The organism is Catenulispora pinisilvae, assembly GCF_015356865.1.
Classification (GTDB): domain Bacteria; phylum Actinomycetota; class Actinomycetes; order Streptomycetales; family Catenulisporaceae; genus Catenulispora; species Catenulispora pinisilvae.
The window spans coordinates 13995-29265 of sequence record NZ_JAAFZA010000127.1; the positions used below are offsets into that span (position 1 = coordinate 13995).

At 70.6% G+C, this 15271-nt stretch carries 14 protein-coding genes; 4 read left to right on the forward strand and 10 right to left on the reverse strand.

The genetic code is table 11. From position 1 onward, the window contains the following. The first annotated feature begins 119 nt into the window (after positions 1 to 119). Entirely contained in the window at positions 120 to 2330 is a 2211-nt protein-coding gene (locus IZR01_RS29370) for a putative Ig domain-containing protein (protein WP_194925747.1), read from the forward strand. A gap of 22 nt (positions 2331 to 2352) precedes the next feature. Here the strand turns inward: IZR01_RS29370 and IZR01_RS29375 are convergent, their stop codons facing one another. Both IZR01_RS29375 and ilvD read right to left on the reverse strand, forming a co-directional pair. Continuing rightward, positions 2353 to 3228 (reverse strand): TIGR03560 family F420-dependent LLM class oxidoreductase, encoded by an 876-nt coding sequence (locus IZR01_RS29375; RefSeq protein WP_323747134.1) that lies wholly within the window; start codon positions 3226 to 3228, stop codon positions 2353 to 2355. A gap of 2 nt (positions 3229 to 3230) precedes the next feature. After that, positions 3231 to 5087, reverse strand: coding sequence for a dihydroxy-acid dehydratase (gene ilvD / locus IZR01_RS29380; protein WP_194925748.1), 1857 nt, complete (start codon positions 5085 to 5087; stop codon positions 3231 to 3233). Positions 5088 to 5228: 141 nt separating this feature from the next. On the opposite strand from ilvD, the gene IZR01_RS29385 reads away from it, so the two are divergent. Continuing rightward, complete coding sequence (locus tag IZR01_RS29385) at positions 5229 to 6083, forward strand: hypothetical protein (RefSeq protein WP_194925749.1); 855 nt, start codon at positions 5229 to 5231, stop codon at positions 6081 to 6083. Between the two features lie 31 nt (positions 6084 to 6114). Here IZR01_RS29385 and IZR01_RS29390 read toward each other — a convergent pair whose 3' ends face one another. The 4 genes from IZR01_RS29390 to IZR01_RS29405 all read right to left on the reverse strand — a co-directional run bounded on the left by IZR01_RS29390 (position 6115) and on the right by IZR01_RS29405 (position 10474). After that, positions 6115 to 7263 (reverse strand): serine hydrolase domain-containing protein, encoded by a 1149-nt coding sequence (locus tag IZR01_RS29390; protein WP_194925750.1) that lies wholly within the window; start codon positions 7261 to 7263, stop codon positions 6115 to 6117. Positions 7264 to 7275: 12 nt separating this feature from the next. After that, positions 7276 to 8733 (reverse strand): MFS transporter, encoded by a 1458-nt coding sequence (locus IZR01_RS29395; RefSeq protein ID WP_438939638.1) that lies wholly within the window; start codon positions 8731 to 8733, stop codon positions 7276 to 7278. Between the two features lie 221 nt (positions 8734 to 8954). Further along, positions 8955 to 9434: a MarR family winged helix-turn-helix transcriptional regulator gene (locus IZR01_RS29400; protein ID WP_194895136.1), complete on the reverse strand. Its 480-nt coding sequence runs from the start codon at positions 9432 to 9434 to the stop codon at positions 8955 to 8957. Between the two features lie 101 nt (positions 9435 to 9535). Next, positions 9536 to 10474, reverse strand: a complete 939-nt coding sequence (locus IZR01_RS29405) for a DUF2127 domain-containing protein (protein ID WP_194925751.1) — start codon at positions 10472 to 10474, stop codon at positions 9536 to 9538. A 111-nt stretch (positions 10475 to 10585) separates the two neighbouring features. Here IZR01_RS29405 and IZR01_RS52575 point away from each other — a divergent pair, with 111 nt between their 5' ends. Then, positions 10586 to 10894: a DUF3817 domain-containing protein gene (locus IZR01_RS52575; RefSeq protein ID WP_194895138.1), complete on the forward strand. Its 309-nt coding sequence runs from the start codon at positions 10586 to 10588 to the stop codon at positions 10892 to 10894. Positions 10895 to 10958: 64 nt separating this feature from the next. Here IZR01_RS52575 and IZR01_RS29415 read toward each other — a convergent pair whose 3' ends face one another. From IZR01_RS29415 to IZR01_RS29425, 3 genes are read right to left on the reverse strand one after another with little or no spacing between them, the layout of a single operon-like run. Beyond that, positions 10959 to 11348 carry a VOC family protein gene (locus tag IZR01_RS29415; protein ID WP_194895139.1) on the reverse strand — a complete coding sequence of 130 codons (390 nt, stop codon included), beginning with the start codon at positions 11346 to 11348 and terminating at the stop codon, positions 10959 to 10961. After that, positions 11348 to 12310 (reverse strand): methylmalonyl Co-A mutase-associated GTPase MeaB, encoded by a 963-nt coding sequence (gene meaB, locus IZR01_RS29420; RefSeq protein WP_194895140.1) that lies wholly within the window; start codon positions 12308 to 12310, stop codon positions 11348 to 11350. Before meaB ends, IZR01_RS29415 begins: the two co-directional genes overlap by 1 nt. Before the next feature lie 26 nt (positions 12311 to 12336). Beyond that, positions 12337 to 13515: an acetyl-CoA C-acetyltransferase gene (locus IZR01_RS29425; RefSeq protein ID WP_194895147.1), complete on the reverse strand. Its 1179-nt coding sequence runs from the start codon at positions 13513 to 13515 to the stop codon at positions 12337 to 12339. A 172-nt stretch (positions 13516 to 13687) separates the two neighbouring features. Here IZR01_RS29425 and mce point away from each other — a divergent pair, with 172 nt between their 5' ends. Further along, complete coding sequence (mce, locus tag IZR01_RS29430; protein ID WP_194895141.1) at positions 13688 to 14143, forward strand: methylmalonyl-CoA epimerase; 456 nt, start codon at positions 13688 to 13690, stop codon at positions 14141 to 14143. A gap of 162 nt (positions 14144 to 14305) precedes the next feature. On the opposite strand, the gene IZR01_RS29435 is transcribed toward mce, so the two are convergent. Beyond that, a complete protein-coding gene (locus tag IZR01_RS29435) occupies positions 14306 to 15115 on the reverse strand; it encodes a polysaccharide deacetylase family protein (protein ID WP_228554787.1) in 810 nt (269 codons plus the stop codon). Positions 15116 to 15271 lie beyond the last annotated feature (156 nt).

A 15271-nucleotide genomic window follows, 5' to 3' on the forward strand; every position in this document is an offset into this window, starting at 1 on the left:
TGCCCCGACGAAGGTCGTTGACGGCGAACCGAAACGCCCATAACTTTCCCGGTCGGTACGTGTACTAATACCCCACCCTCCAAGACTGGACCGTGAACCGGTTCGGAGAGGAAAACCACGTGCATCGGGTCCCACTCAGAGCGGCGGCCGGCATAGCCGCAGCGGCGATCACGCTGTTCGCCACCGCCGCGAACGGATCGGCGATGGCCCTGCCGTCGTCCTCCGGAGCCACCTCGTCTGGCACCACCACGCAGAACCCGTACGACCCCTCTTACGGCCACCCTTACCGTCACGGGGCCGTCCCGACCATCCAGCAGAACCAGAAGGAGCAGGCCTGGAACGCCGCGCACCCCTCTAACGCCGCGACCACCGCGACCACCGGTCCCGAGACGCTGTCCTACGGCGGCGGCATCGACGGCATCGGCGTGAACGACGGCGCCAAGAGCAAGGTCTACCTCGTCTTCTACGGTAGCCAGTGGGGAACCCAGAGCACTGACGCCAACGGCAACGCCAAGTTCTCCGGCGACCCCGACGGCGGCGCCTCGGTCGCCCAGCAGATGTTCAAGGGCATCGGCACCAACAACGAGCTGTGGTCCGCGGACCTCACGCAGTGGTGCGACGGCGCGGGCGTGGCGACCGGCGCGGTCTCCTGCCCGACCAACCTGCCGGCCTCGCAGTACATCAACTACCAGTCCGGTGGCGTGCTGGCCGGCGTGTGGGAGGACAACTCCACGGCCTCCCCGTCCGCCACGACCGGCCACCAGCTGGGCCAGGAGGCGGTGAACGCGGCGGCGCACTTCGGCAACACCACCGCCGCGGCCAACCGCAACGCCTACTACGTGATCCTCTCGCCGACCGGCACGAACCCGGACAGCTACCAGGGCCAGTACTGCGCCTGGCACGACTACAACGGTGACAGCACCCTGACCGGCGGCCCCGTCACCTCGCCGTACGGCGACATCGCGTTCTCCAACCAGCCGTACAACATGGACTCCGGCGCCGGCTGCGGCGTGGGCTTCGTGAACTCCCCCGGCACCCTGGACGGCTACACCATCACCATGGGCCACGAGTGGCACGAGATGATGTCCGACCAGAACCCGGCCGGCGGCTGGACCAACAACACCGGCAGCTCCTACAACGGCCAGGAGAACTCCGACGAGTGCGCCTGGCTGTCCCCCGGCACCGCCGGCGGCGCGGGCAACGTCTCCTTCGGCTCCTACGGCAGCTACCCCGAGCAGGCGTCCTGGTCGAACGACACCAACGAGTGCGACCTGTCGCACGCCATCATCAACCACGGCGGCACCACTGAGACGGTCTCGGTCACCAACCCCGGTAACCAGACCTCGACGCAGGGCACCGCGATCAGCACCCTGCAGGTCTCGGGTACCGACTCGGCCGGCAAGTCGCTGACCTACTCGGCCACCGGGCTCCCGGCCGGTCTGTCGATCAGCAGCTCCGGCGCCATCACCGGCACCCCGACCGGCACCGGATCGTCGTCGGTCACGGTCACCGCGTCCTCGGGCACCGCGACCGGTACCACGTCCTTCACCTGGACGGTCAACGCGCAGGGCGGCACCGAGACGGTCTCGGTCACCAACCCCGGTACCCAGACGTCCACTCAGGGCACTGCGATCTCGACCCTTCAGATCTCGGGCACCGACTCGGCGGGCAAGTCGCTGACCTACAGTGCCACCGGGCTCCCGGCCGGCCTGTCGATCAGCAGCTCCGGCGCCATCACCGGCACCCCGACCGGCACCGGCACCTCCAACGTGACCGTGACCGCCTCTTCCGGCACCGCCTCCGGGACGACCACCTTCAGCTGGACGGTGACCTCTTCCGGCGGTGGCGGCTGCACCGCGACCCAGCTGCTGGGCAACCCCGGTTTCGAGACCGGTAGCGCGTCCCCGTGGACCGCGTCCTCCGGGGTCATCAACAGCGACACCACCTCCGAACCGGCCCACTCCGGCAGCTACGACGCCTGGCTGGACGGCTACGGCAGCACCCACACCGACACCCTCGCGCAGAAGGTGAGCATCGCCGCCACCTGCAAGACGGCCAACTTCTCCTTCTGGCTGCACATCGACACCGCCGAGACCACGACCACCACGGCCTACGACAAGCTGAACGTCCAGGTCCTGAACTCCTCCGGCACCGTGCTGGGCACCCTGGGCACCTTCAGCAACCTCAACGCCAACAACGGCTACAGCCAGCACTCCTTCAGCCTGGCCAGCTACATCGGCCAGACCATCACCCTGAAGTTCACCGGGACCGAGGACGCCTCGCTTCAGACCTCGTTCGTCATCGACGACACCGGTCTGAACGTGAACTGACGCCCTGGTCGCTGAAAACGGGCTAGACCAGAGCACGTAACATCGGCAGCCGCTCGACGACCTGTTCCAGGTCGGCGAGCGGCTGTTCCGGTGCGAAGAACAGCACGATCTCGGTGAAGCCGGCGTCCAGCCACGGTGCGACGTCGTCCACCACCCGGCGCGGGTCCGGCCGCAGCTGCACGGAACGCCGGATCTCCCCCGGGTCCCGGCCGACCTCGGCGCACCAGCGGTCCAGGACGCCGGACAGCCGCGCGGCTTCGGCGACCCCGTCGTGGTTGACCGTGTTCCAGACGTCAGCTTGTTCGGCCACCAGCTTCAGCATCCGCTTCTCGCCGGTGCCGCCGAGCCAGATCGGCGGATGCGGGCTCTGCACCGGCTTGGGTGCGTGCACGGCCTTGTCGAGCGTGTAGTGCTCGCCGGCGAAGTCGACGAAGCGTTCCGAGGACCACAGGGCCTTGATGATCCGCAGCGCCTCGTCCAGCTTCTCAATACGCTGACGCACGCCACCGAGCTCGATGCCCAGCATCCGGTGCTCGTACTCGGCCCAGCCGGCGCCGATCCCGAACTCCAGGCGGCCGCCGGACAGGTGGTCGACGGTGGTGGCCATCTTGGCCAGCAGCCCCGGGTGGCGGAAGGTGTTCGCGGTGACCATGGCGCCGATGCGGGCCCTGCGGGTCTGCGAGGCCATGGCGGCCAGCAGCGACCAGCCGTCGAACAGCTCGATCGCCGGGTCCGGCTCGGTCACGGTCGCCAGGTTGCCGGCCCCGGCCAGGTGGTCGTAGACCCACAGGTGGTCGAACCCTGATTCGTCGGCCAGCCGCCAGAAGGCGCGCAGCGCGGCGATGGTGGTGCCCTGCGGGACCAGCTTGGCGCCGATCCGCAGCCCGTGCCGTGGCACGGCTACCTGCTGCCCAGTTGGTCGAGGTCGCGGACGCCGCCGGTGGAGGCGCTGGAGGCCAGGGCGGCGTAGGCGCGCAGGGCGACGGAGACCTGGCGGTCCCGGTTGCGCGGCCGGTAGCCGCCGAGGTCGGCCAGCAGCCCGGTGCGGCGCTGCTCCAGCACCTCGGGGTCGACGTCCAGGTGCAGGGTCCGGGTGGCGATGTCGATCTTGACGGTGTCGCCCTCCTCGACCAGCGCGATCACCCCGCCGGACGCGGCCTCCGGGGAGATGTGGCCGATGGACAGGCCCGAGGTGCCGCCGGAGAAGCGGCCGTCGGTGACCAGCGCGCACGCGGCGCCCAGGCCGACGCCCTTCAGGAACGCCGTCGGGTACAGCATCTCCTGCATACCGGGGCCGCCCTTGGGGCCCTCGTAGCGGATGACGATGACATCGCCCTCGATGATCTGCTTGGCCAGGATCGCCTCGACCGCGTCGTCCTGGGACTCGAAGACCCGCGCCGGGCCGACGAACTCCCACAGCTTCTCGTCCACGCCGGCGGTCTTCACGATCGCGCCGTCGGTGGCCAGGTTGCCCCAGAGCACCGCCAGGCCGCCGTCCTTGGTGTAGGCGTGGGCCGTGTCGCGGATGCAGCCGGCCTCGGCGTCGGTGTCCAGACTGGCCCAGCGGTTGGCGGTGGAGAACGGCTCGACGGTGCGGACCCCGCCGGGCGCCGCGTGGAACAGCTCGACCGCGGCCTCGGACGCCTTGCCGCCGCGCACGTCCCACTCGTCCAGCCAGGTCTGAAGCGTCGGCGCGTGCACCGCGTGCACGTCCCGGTCCAGCAGCCCGCCGCGGTTCAGCTCGCCGAGGATGGCCGGGATGCCGCCGGCCCGGTGCACGTCCTCCATGTGGAACTGGCTGGACGGCGCGACCTTGGAGATGCACGGCACCCGGCGCGAGAGGTGGTCGATGTCCTTCAGGCCGAAGCCGACGCCGGCCTCCTGCGCCGCTGCCAGCAGGTGCAGCACGGTGTTCGTGGAGCCGCCCATGGCCACGTCCAGCGCCATCGCGTTGCCGAAGGCGGCCGGGGTGGCGACGGCGCGCGGCAGGACCGACTCGTCGTCGCCGTCGTAGTGGCGCCGGGCGATCTGGACGACCGTGCTGCCGGCCCGCTCGAACAGCTGGCGCCGGGCCTCGTGGGTGGCCAGCACCGAACCGTTGCCGGGCAGGCCCAGACCCAGGGCCTCGACCAGGCAGTTCATCGAGTTGGCGGTGAACATGCCGGAACAGGAGCCGCAGGTCGGACAGGCCGAGCGCTCGATGTCGCCGAGCTGTTCGTCGGTGACCGCGTCGTTGGCCGAGGCGATCATCGCGTCGATCAGGTCGATCTTGGAGTGCACCACGCCCTCGATGGCCGTGGTCTTGCCGGCCTCCATCGGCCCGCCGGAGACGAACACGGTCGGGACGTTCAGCCGCAGCGCGGCCATCAGCATGCCGGGGGTGATCTTGTCGCAGTTGGAGATGCACACCAGCGCGTCGGCGCAGTGCGCGTTCACCATGTACTCCACGGCGTCGGCGATCAGCTCGCGGCTGGGCAGCGAGTAGAGCATGCCGGCGTGGCCCATGGCGATGCCGTCGTCCACCGCGATGGTGTTGAACTCCTTGGCCACCCCGCCGGCGTCCTTGACCGCCCCGGCGACGATCTCGCCGACGTTGCGCAGGTGCACGTGGCCGGGGACGAACTGGGTGAAGGAGTTGGCGATCGCGACGATCGGCTTGCCGAAGTCGTCGTCACCCATGCCGGTGGCCCGCCAAAGCGCGCGCGCCCCCGCCATGTTGCGTCCGTGGGTGCTGGTGCGCGACCGCAGGGCTGGCATGCGCGGCTCCGATCTGTATCCGTCCGTCTTGAGACGACCATTCTCGCACTGTGGACTCTACCGTTCCACCCTCGTCCGGGAATTGGACGGCGCGCGCCGGAGCGGGTCCGGTCCCCGTGCCATGCGCGTACCATCTGGGCCGTGGCGAAGACGGGGCGATCAGTGGACATGCTGGACATCGACGGGCGGGCGGGGCGACGGCGGCGCAAAGGCCGAATACGCGGCGTGCTCGGCATGCTGCTGCTCGCCGCCCTCACCACGAGCATTTCGGGCTTCATAGTGGTCGAGTCGGTCGCCATGGTGAAGGCCCAGGGCCGGCAGAACACCTACGACAAGGCGCCGTACTGCGCCGGCTCGGGCGAGACCGACGACTGCGTCCTGCGCACCAATGCAGATGTTGACTACGTCGGCGTCTGGAAGAACTCCGGCCGGCACGCGCACGGCTACACCACCAACGTCTACCTGGTACCGACCGTCGGCGATACCCAGTACGTCACCCTGAGCAGCACGAAGGACCTGTCGAGCTCGGTCTCCGAGGGCGACCAGCTGGCGGTCCTGGTCTGGCACAACCAGATCACCCGCTACACCTTCCTCGGCAAGACCCACGACACGGACCAGAACCCGCACCACGTCGTCGGCGACGACCTGGGCGTCCTGGCGATGGCTTTGCTGGTCGCGACCGCCCTCGGCCGCCCCCTGCTGCGCCGGCTGCTCCGCAACCGCATCGCGATCAACCCGAAGCGCAACCGCGTCCCGGACTGGACCCTGATAGCCCTGGGCCTGGCAGCGGCGATGTCCGCGCTGTTCCACGCGACGTATGTACTGGCCGTGTTCAACGTGACGGGGGTCGCGGTGCTGGTGCTGTCGGTGGCGTGGCCGTTCCTTCCCTGGGTGGCGACGCAGCCGGCGCGGGGCGAGCCCATGCTGCTCGGGCAGCGCGGGGCCGCCGCGGCGAAGGCGAAGGCCGAGAGAAAGCCGCGGCGGCAGTTGCCGTAGGCCGGACTCGCTCGGTTGACGCGCCGAGCGATCAGACCGCTTCACCGCTGCCGCTGACCGCCGCGCGCACCAGATCGCTGAGCTCGGTCTGCCAGGCGAGCGCCTGGGTCCGGGGCGTCATGAGGCTGGTCAGGTAGGCGAATACGAGTCCGTGCTCGGGATCGGCCCAGGCGTTGCAGTAGTTGCTGCCGTTGTGGCCGAAGACGTCCTCGCCCGCGGTGGTGCCGAAGGGTTCGGCGGTGCGGGTAGTGCCGGTGGTGCGGGTGGCGCGGGTGCCCCAGCCGAGTTGGAAGCCGTGCGACCAGCGGATGGCGTGCCCGACGATCGGGTCGGGGTGTATGTGCGTGGCCTGCGATGCCGCCGGTTCGCGGGCCGCCCGCACGGTTTCCGGGTGGAAGACGGTGACCCCGTCGATGCCGCCGCCGTTCAGGAGTAGCTGGTAGAAGCGGGCCACGTCGCGGGCAGTGGAGTGGACCGTCGCCGCCGGGATCGGCGCTGTGCGAACGGCTTTCGTGGCGAAGCGCCGCACCTTCACACGGTCCGGGAACGAGGTTCGCGGTGCCTTCGAGATCTCCAGGACGGTGCGGGTGTCCCAGAGCGAGTTCGGCAGTCCGAGGTGGGTGTTCGCCAGTCCGGCCGGGCCGAGGATGTTCGTGTCCAGATACTCGGCCAGCGGCGTGCCGGTGACGCGCTGGAGGAGTTCGCCGAGGATGAAGCCCTGGCTCAGGATGTGGTATGCCGGGTCGCGCCCCGGCTCGCGCTTAGGTCTGGCCGCCGCGGCCGCGCGCACCGACCGGTCCCAGTCGTGCATGATCCAGGCGTCGCCGACGACGTGCCGGGTGGACAGCGGCGCGCCGGTGGTGTGGGTGAGTGCGTGGCGGGGTGTCACGGACTGCTTGCCGGCCCGGCCGTATTCGGGCCAGTGGTCGGCGATCGGCGCGTCGAGGTCGAGCAGCCCGCGCTCGGCGAGGTGGTGGACGGCCAGCGCGGTGAACGGTTTTCCGGTCGACCACAACAGGAACGGCGTGTCGGGGTCGCAGCGTACGCAGACGTCGAGGATCGGGGCGCCGTGGTGCAGCACGTGGAGCTGGGCCTGGCCCGGGCGGTCGGCGACCAGCCGCGCGATGCGGTTGAGCGCGGCCTCGGTCGCGGCCTTGCCCCGGTCCTCGTTCTCGTTCACCACGCCAGCTTGTCAGGCGCTGCTCTCCCCGGGGGCCGCCCCGGTCTCGGCTGCCGCCCGCCGGCTGCGCCAGTCGGCGACCGCGACCACCAACGCCGCGGCCTCGAAACAGATCGCGACGACGGCACCGGCCTGGAAGGCGTTCGCGTAGCCCTTGCCGTGGCCGACCCGGGAGAAGAAGACCGCGCCGACGCAAGCGATGCCGAGCGCCGAGCCGAGCCGCTGCGCGGTCTGCATCACGCCGCCGGCGGTACCGGCGCGCACCACCGGGATCTCGGACAGCGACAGGGCCGCGTTCGGGGCGATGACCAGGCCGGAGCCGACGCCGGCGACCAGCAGCGGGGCCGCGGCGGCCACCCCGGCGCCGCGGCCGTGGACCCAGTGCACGACCAGGATCGCCGCCCCGGTCGCCACCGCCACCAGCACGATGCCGAGGATCACCAGCGACCGGCCGTGCTTGCCGACCAGCCGGCCGCCGAGGGTGGCGCTGACCGCGGAGCCGACGGCGAAGGGCGTGGTGGCCAGGCCCGCTTCCAGGGCGCTGTAGTTGAGGCCGTTCTGGAGGAACAGCGTGAAGATGAAGAAGATCGTGGTGAAGCCGGCGAAGTAGAACAGGCCGAGCAGGCTGCCGCGGGTATAGGAACGGATGCGGACCAGGGCCGGCGGGACCAGCGGGGTGCTGCCGGAGGCGGCGACCCGGCGCTCCCATTGCGTGAAGGCGATGAGCAGCAGCACGCCGAGCACCACCAGCCACCACTTGCCGCGGCCCTTCCACTGCTGTTCCTGCACCAGCGGGAGCATGATCGCGGTGACCGAGGCGCCCAGCAGCGCCACCCCGACCCAGTCGATGCGGCCGCGGGTCTGGCTCCGGCCGCAGCCCAGGCACCCCGGGATCACCCGCAGCGCCAGGATGAACGCCACGACGCCGATCGGCAGGTTGACGAAGAACACCCACCGCCAGCCGTGGTCCTCGCCGCCGGCGGCGATCAGCAGCCCGCCGACCAGCGGCCCGACCGCCGTGGCCAACCCCACCGTCGCCCCGAAGTACCCGAAGGCCCGAGCCCGAGCCGCCCCGCTGAACATCTCCTGGATCAGCCCGGAGATCTGCGGCCCCAGGATGCCCGAGGCGAAGCCCTGCACCAGCCGGGCCACCACCAGGAACGCCGCCCCCGGCGCGATACCGCACAGCCCGGACGCCACGGTGAACGCGACGAGCCCGGTCAGGAACGCGGTCCGGCGGCCGACCATGTCGCCGAACACCCCGGAGGGCACGAGGATCAGGCCGAAGGTGAGCGCGTAGCCGGAGACCACCCACGACAGGTCGGCGGGCGAGGCCTTGAGCCCCTTCTGCATCGAGGGCAGCGCGACGTTGACGATGGAGACGTCGAGCAGCGTCATGAAGCCGACCAGCAGGCACACCGCCAGCGCCCGGTACTTCTGCCGATCGGAAAGCCCCGCGATGCCCGGGATGCTGCTGTGCCCCTCGGGCCGCTCATCGGGATCGACGGCCAATGCGGCACCCGATTCCGGCTGGTCGACGACCCGATCAGGGTCGGATTCGGGGTCTTGCGCGGCGGCGCTCACCCTCGTCACGGTGACAGCGGTCGGGGCGGCCTGCAAGTCGAGGGGGCCGTGAGGTGCCAGGGGGTCAGTGGGGTCCGGGCTGGTGGGGCCAAGCTGGTGGGGCCGGGTCACCCCCGCCCGGGCTCCAGCCCCTTCCCGAGCACGTCCAGGATCTCCCCCAGCGCGGCGAGCTGCTCCCGGCTCAGCGGGGTGATGAAGGCTTCGCGCACGTCCGCGACGTGGTCCGGCGCGGCTGACAGCAGCTTGTGCCAGCCCTGGTCGGTGAGGACCGCGAAGAAGCCGCGGCCGTCGGTCTCGCAGGGTTCGCGGCGGACCAGGCCTTCCTTCTCCATCCGGCTGACCTGGTGCGACAGCCGGCTCTTGGACAGCAGGGCGCCTTCGGCCAGTTCGGTCATCCGCATCCGGCGCAGGGGCGCTTCGGAGAGCCTGGCCAGGACCTCGTAGTCGATCAGGGTGAGGTCGTGGCCGCGGGTCAGGCTGGTGTTGAGACGGTCCGGAAGCAGCCGCATCACCGAGATGTAGTTGCGCCAGACGGCCTGCTCGGTCTCGTCGAGCCAAGCGGTTTCGTCGGTGCCCTCGGCGGTCATGCACCAAGCCTACGTCAGTGGTTGAAGCCGCAACCGGTCGAGCCCGCCGACCTGGTGAAGAAGGTGCGGCGGGCTCGGCCGGTGACAAGCCCGGCGGATGGTCAGCGCGCGCCGCCGGCCGGGTCGGTCAACGGCGGCTGGCTCAGTACGACCGTCTCGGCCAGAGCGGCGCGCGTATCGGGCACTCCGCTGCCCGGAGCACCCGGACCACTCGGACTGGCCGCGCCGACCGCACCGCCGACACCGGCGCCCGCACCCGCACCACAAGCGGCAAGCTCCACCGTCAGCAGCGCGTCCGCATGCTTCTGCGCCTCGAAGGCCTTGCCGCCGCCGCGGATGCCGAACAGCCGCTTGGACACCAGCAGGTACACCACCGCGCCGACGTTGATGGCGAACGTGCAGATCGCGAACACGTACGACTTGTGCTCGTGGATCTTGCTGTATCCGTCCCAGATCTCCAGCGGCAGGAAGATCGACGTACCGACCGCGGTCAGGTACTCGCCCCAGCGCTTGGCCAACCACAGCCCGACGCCCTCGACCGTCTCCAGCAGCGCGTAGCCGCCGAGCAGCAGCGCCACCGTGTGTATCGTCTTCGGGCTGTAGTTGAACGTCTTGCGGATCCGCTCGACGATGCTGGCGTGCTCGACGTCCCACCCGAAGTGGTTGGCGAACGGCTTGAACGCCGACAGGTCGGACTCGAAGAGCTTCTGCACGGCGTACTGGCTGCTGCCGAACTTCCACACTGCCCAGGCGATCAGGAGGATCACGACGCCGCGGATCACCCGCTCGATCGCCAGCAGCCGCAGGATGAACAAGTCCCGCAGCGCCTTGCCGCGCGGCACCGCCGGCGCCTGGTCCGCCGGCCCGCTGGCCGTCGGCTCCCCGATCGCGAAGTCGCCACACCGCAGACACCGCCACGCCGGCCCGTGGGCGGTCTGCACTTGCAGTCTCGCGGCCAGTTCCGTCTCTATCCCCGGACCGACCGGTGCGTAGGTCTCATGCCCCCGGCGCGCACAACGGCGCCTGTTCCAATCACGCATGGTGCCCAGCGTAGGGGGCACCGCAAACGGGCGTCGGGACGTCGGGTATTCTTCGCGGGACATACCGACACGTTGTCGGCAATAAGCCTGGTGAACTGCGAGGATCCGCCCGTGACCACTGCCGATGTGACCACCGCCGAAGACGGCAAGCTCGCCCGCTTCCGCCTGGTCTCCCTCGCCGAGGGCGTGTCCTTCCTGATCCTGCTGTGCGTCGCGATGCCGCTGAAGTACGCCGCGCACATGCCCGCGCCGACCATGGTCTTCGGCATGATCCACGGCCTGCTGTTCCTGGCCTACCTGGCGCTGGCCTACGACGCCAAGCAGGCCCAGAACTGGGACGGCAAGCGGTTCGGCATCGTGCTGATCGCCTCGGTGCTGCCGACCGGCCCGTTCTGGCTGCACAAGTCGCTGAAGAAGTAGTTCGGCTCGCTGAAGAAGTAGGTCAGTTCACCGAAGAAGTAGGCCGGCCTCAAGCGCCGGGCTCTCAGGCCCCGAACTCCAGATAGCTCGCGCGCCCCTCATCATCGAGCTCGAACGGTCCCTCGGGGATCACGCAGAACTCGTTCCCCTCCGGGTCGGCCATGACCAGGAAGCCGCCCGCGGCGTACTCCGGGAGGTGGCGCGCGCCCAGCGCCTCCAGCCGCGCCCGCTCGGCGGCCGGATCCGGCGAGCCGACGTCGAAATGCACGCGGTTCTTGCCCGCCTTGGCCCCGTCCGCCTTCTGGAATCCCAGCCCCGGGCCGTCGCCGCGGGTCAGCCACACGAAAGGCCCGATGCGCGCCGCGATCGGCCGGTCGAGCACCGCGGCCCAGAACGCCCCCAGCGCCTCGGGATCGCGGCAGTCGACGATGACGTCCTTGATCCGCGCACCCATCAGTCGCTGACCCCGGCCACCAGCTCGTCAGCGGCCGAATACGGGTCCAGCTCGCGCCCCACGACCCGCTCGGCCAGCGTCGACAACCGCCGGTCGCCGCGCAGGTCGCCGATCCGCGCCCGCAGCGCCGCCAGCGCGATGCCCTCGATCTCCACCGACGCCCGGTGCCGCCGCCGCTCGGCGAGCTTGCCGTGTTCGTTCAGCCAGGACTGGTGCTTCTCCAGGGCTTCGAGGAACTCCTCGATGCCCTGGCCGGTGGCCGCGACCGTCTTCACGATCGGCGGGCGCCAGTCACCGGGGCCGCGGGCCTCGCCCAGGGCCAGCATGTGGCCGAGTTCGCGGGCGGTGGCGTCGGCGCCGTCGCGGTCGGCCTTGTTGACCACGAACAGGTCGCCGATCTCCAGGATCCCGGCCTTGGCCGCCTGGATGCCGTCGCCCATGCCCGGCGCCAGGAGCACCACGGCGGTGTCGGCGGTCGCGGCGATCTCCACCTCGGACTGGCCGACACCGACCGTCTCGATCAGCACCACGTCGCAGCCGGCCGCGTCCAGGACCCGGACCGCCTGCGGGGTGGCCGCGGACAGGCCGCCGAGGTGGCCGCGGGAGGCCATGGAGCGGATGTAGACGTCGCGGTCGGTGGCGTGCTCCTGCATCCGGACCCGGTCGCCGAGCAGGGCGCCGCCGGAGAACGGCGAGGACGGGTCGACGGCCAGCACGCCGACCCGCTTGCCCTGCGCGCGCAGCGCCGTGACCAGCGCGGACGTGGTCGTGGACTTGCCGACGCCGGGCGAGCCGGTCAGGCCGACCACGTAGGCGTTGCCGGCGTACGGGGTCAGCGCCGCCATCACCGCGCGCAGCAGCGGGGAGCCGTCCTCCACATGGGAGATCAGGCGCGCCACCGCGCGGGGGTCGCCCTTGCGGGCGCGTTCGACAAGGTCGGTCACGTCATTGTTGCCAGCCACGGCCGGTGATCCTATCCGCGCCGGACTCAGCCGCGCTTGGGCACGGTGATGATCAGCGCGTCGCCCTGGCCCCCGCCGCCGCACAGCGCCGCGGCGCCGGTGCCGCCGCCCCGGCGCTGGAGCTCCAGCGCCAGGCTGAGCACCAGGCGGGCGCCGGACATGCCGATCGGGTGGCCCAGCGCGATGGCCCCGCCGTTGACGTTGACGATCTCCTCGTCCACGCCCAGGTCCTGCATCGACTGCACGCCGACCGCCGCGAAGGCCTCGTTGATCTCGATCAGGTCCAGGTCGGCCACGGTCAGGCCGGCCTTGCCCAGGGCGTGCTTGATGGCGTTCGAGGGCTGCGACTGGAGCGAGGTGTCGGGCCCGGCGACGTTGCCGTGCGCGCCGATCTCGGCGATCCACTCCAGGCCCAGCTCCTCGGCCTTGGCCTTGGACATCACGACCACGGCCGCGGCGCCGTCGGAGATCTGCGAGGAGGTGCCGGCGGTGATCGTGCCGTCCTTGGTGAAGGCCGGACGCAGCCCGGCCAGGCCCTCGGCCGTGGTGTCGGGGCGGATGCCCTCGTCCAGGCTGAACAGGATCGGGTCGCCCTTGCGCTGCGGAATCGAGACCGGGGCGATCTCGGCTTCGAAGACGCCGTTCTTCTGGGCGGCCGCGGCGCGCTGGTGCGAGCGGGCGGCGAACTCGTCCTGCGGGGCGCGCTCGATGCCCAGCTTGGTGTTGTAGTTCTCGGTCGTCTGGCCCATCGGGATGTTCTCCCACGGGTCGGTCAGGCCGTCGTAGGCCATGGCGTCCAGCATCTCCACGGCGCCGTACTTGAAGCCCTCGCGGGACTTGGGCAGCAGGTGCGGCGCGTTGGTCATGGACTCCTGGCCGCCGGCCACCACGATGTCGAACTCACCGGCCCGGATCAGCTGGTCGGCCAGGGCGATGGCGTCCAGCCCGGACAGACAGACCTTGTTGACGGTGATCGCCGGGACGGTCAGCGGGATGCCCGCCGAGACGGCCGCCTGCCGGGCCGGGATCTGCCCGGCCCCGGCCTGGAGCACCTGCCCCATGATCACGTACTGCACCTGCTCGGGCGCGACGCCGGCCCGCTCCAGGGCGGCCTTGATGGCCACCCCGCCGAGGTCCGCGCCGGAGAAGTTCTTCAGGGAGCCGAGCAGGCGGCCCATGGGGGTTCGCGCGCCTGCGACGATCACCGACTTAGTAGCGCTCACGACGATGCTCTCCAGTGTCTGCCGAGGGTGAGGGGAAAGTAGACCTTGTTGCTGGCCACCAGCCTAGTCAGCAGTAAATTACTCGTCAGTAGCTTAGGGTGTCGTCTTCGACACAACCCCGCGCGCTCAGCGGCCGATCCAGGAGGATGTCCCCATGTCGTCTTCACCGTCTTCACCACTGACCCGCATCGACCACATCGGCATCGCCTGCCGGAACCTCGACGAGACCGTCGAGTTCTACCGCGCGACCTACGGCTTCGAGGTCTACCACTCCGAGGTCAACGAGGAACAGGGCGTCCGCGAGGCCATGCTGAAGATCAACGACACCGGCGACGGCGGCGCCAGCTACCTCCAACTGCTGGAGCCGATCCGCGAGGACTCGGCCATCGCGAAGTGGATGGCGAAGAACGGCGAGGGGGTGCACCACATCGCCTTCGGCACCGCCGACGTCACCGCCACCACCACGGACATCGTCGGCAAAGGCATCCGGTCGCTGTACCCGGAGGCCCGGCGCGGGAGCATGGGCTCCTCGATCAACTTCCTGCACCCGAAGGACGCGCACGGGGTTCTGGTGGAGCTGGTTCAGGCCCCTGAGGGCGACGAGCACTGACTCACTCCCGGAACTGAACTCACCCGAAACCGGACTCACTCCGACGGCCGAACCGGGCGGCTGCTGTCACTTGATCGGCGCAGCGTCGCCACTCGGGTGGCGCAGTCGCGCCAGCCGTTCGCTATGCGCTGATCGAGTGAATCCGCACCACTCAGTGTCTGGTCAGTGTCCGGCGACCCGGCCGTGCTCCCGGAGCGGGCCGACGCTCCAGCCGCGCTCCTCGCAGTGGTCCAGCAGCAGCGGCACGGCGCCGAGCGTGTTGTGCCAGGAGCCGGGCTTGGCGGTGCAGTCGGTGTCGTGGAGCAGGATCGTGCCGCCGCCGCGCAGGTCCTTGGTGACCTGCCGGTAGACGCTGCCCGGCGTGGCGCGCGCCGTCCAGTCCTCGCCCCAGCTGGTCCAGAGCGTGGGCCGCAGGTCCAGGCGCCGAGCGGTGCGGTGCGCCGCGGTGGTCATGACGCCGTAGGGCGGCCGGAACAGCGTCGGCCGCACGCCGGTCAGGTCGGCGAGGTAGTCGCGGGCCCGGGTCAGGTCCTGATCGGTGGCGCGCGGGCCGCGGAACAGCAGGCTCCGGTGGTGCCAGCCGTGGACGCCGATCTCGTGGCCGGCGGCCTGGATCTCGTGGACCAGTCCCGGTGCGCGCTCGGCCATGGAGCCGAGGAGGAAGAAGGTCGCGTGCACGCCGCGCGCCGCGAGCAGCTCCAGGAAGCGCGGTGTGGAGTTGGGATCCGGGCCGTCGTCGAAGGTGAGGGCCACGTGGTCGTCCGCACCCCGCGCCGCCAAGCCGGGCAGCACGCGATTGCGGACCGGGCCGAAGGTCGTCGTCGCCGGGAAAGGATGGGTGAGCACGGTCGCGGCGGCGGCCAGCGTGCCGACCAGGCCCGCCGCCCGGCCGGCGCTGGTGCTGAGAGCCTGAGTGCCCGGCGTGCGGGTGCTGAGAGCCTGAGTGCTCAGAGTGCGAGTGCTGATCGACATCAGACCGCCACCGCCTCGACCATCGCGTCCGCCGGCAGCCCAGAGCTTTTGAGGACCCTACAAATCAGCTCATCCGGCTCCGCCCCGCCACCGACCATCGCCAGCCCGGCGTTGTGCTGCCGCCGCCCCCGCACCCCCGAGGTCCTGTCTCTTATA